A 1248-nucleotide genomic window follows, 5' to 3' on the forward strand; every position below is an offset into this window, starting at 1 on the left:
TATGCTTCCTAGCATCGACCTACACACCCGCTACGCTCCCAGACCCATTCGCCAACCGCCACTCACCACCTACCCACGCCTCACTCACCAATCTCCCCTTTCCCAAACACCAAACCCCCACCCACCCTTTCCCAATCACCCATCACCAATCTCCTCTTTCCCAATCACCAATCACCAATCACCAATCACCATCTACTTGATTTTGTGCTGCTATCAAGTTGGTTTTTAGGTCTTCCCAGTTGACTTGTGAGGTGGGTAGGTTGGCGACAATTTGACCTTGCTGGAGATGCAATACACGGTTGCTAAATTCTTGGGCAATGTCAAGTTGATTGTTTACCATCAATATCGCGGTTTTAAGGGGTTGGGAAGGGTCTTGAACTGGTTGGTTGAGGATGTTTGACAAAAAAGAAGTTTGTGCGGGGTCTAGGGCGGAAAAAGGCTCATCTAGCAGTAAAATTTGGGGTTGGATGACTAAAGCACGAGCGATCGCAACTAATTGTTTTTGACCTGCTGAAAGCTGTACTTGGGTACGTCCTAACCAATTTTCAGGAATTTGTAGTTGTTCTCTCCAATAACTAACTTTTTCCTGAATTTGCTGCTTTGGAGACTTTCGCAAAATTAAAGGATAAGCTATGGCTTCCCCAACTGTCATCCCCAAAAGTTTAGTTTCTTGGTGTACTAATGTTACTTGTTGACGTAGCTGGATAATGGGAATTTGGTGATATTCCTGATTTTCCAGATAAATTTTACCACTGGTGGGTTCGGTTAAACGGTTGATGAGTCGCAGAAGGGAAGTTTTACCAGCACCGGAATGACCGATAATTGTCATGCGATCGCCACTAAAAACTTCAAAGGAAATATCCTGTAAAATTGGATATCCTGGTACATTATTCCTAGCTTGACTTTTGAGCTTTGTAAATAGATTAATTTGCTCTAATTTGAGCATGGTTGATAGTTGATAATTGATAGTTGATAATTGACAGTTGACAGTTGATAGTTGACAGTTGACAGTTGACAGTTGACAGTTGACAGTTGACAGTTGACAGTTGACAGTTGACAGTTGACAGTTGACAGTTGACAGTTGACAGTTGACAGTTGACAGGTGACAGGTGACAGTTGATAGTTGGTAGGAAAGCGTCTTTAAAAATTACCAATTACCAATTACCAATTACCAATTACCAATTACCAATTACCAATTACCAATTACCAATTACCAATTACCAATTACCAATTACCAATTACCAATTA

The 1248-nt window shown here is 41.5% G+C and carries 1 protein-coding gene and 2 pseudogenes; 2 read left to right on the forward strand and 1 reads right to left on the reverse strand.

Features of this window, described 5'->3' with window-relative positions; genetic code table 11:
• A pseudogene (locus FFR48_RS29850) lies at positions 1-229 on the forward strand (hypothetical protein); the annotation flags it as partial.
• On the opposite strand, the gene FFR48_RS27920 reads toward FFR48_RS29850, so the two are convergent.
• The gene (locus FFR48_RS27920) at positions 179-946 is read right to left on the reverse strand and encodes an energy-coupling factor ABC transporter ATP-binding protein (RefSeq protein WP_137669578.1); all 768 of its coding nucleotides are present in this window, start codon (positions 944-946) and stop codon (positions 179-181) included. The pseudogene FFR48_RS29850 and the gene FFR48_RS27920 overlap by 51 nt on opposite strands.
• Positions 947-1175: 229 nt before the next feature.
• Here FFR48_RS27920 and FFR48_RS30700 point away from each other — a divergent pair.
• A pseudogene (locus FFR48_RS30700) lies at positions 1176-1223 on the forward strand (alpha/beta hydrolase); the annotation flags it as partial.
• Positions 1224-1248: the final 25 nt, after the last annotated feature.

It is taken from the genome of Sphaerospermopsis reniformis (assembly GCF_005402885.1).
Classification (GTDB): Bacteria; Cyanobacteriota; Cyanobacteriia; order Cyanobacteriales; family Nostocaceae; genus Sphaerospermopsis; species Sphaerospermopsis kisseleviana.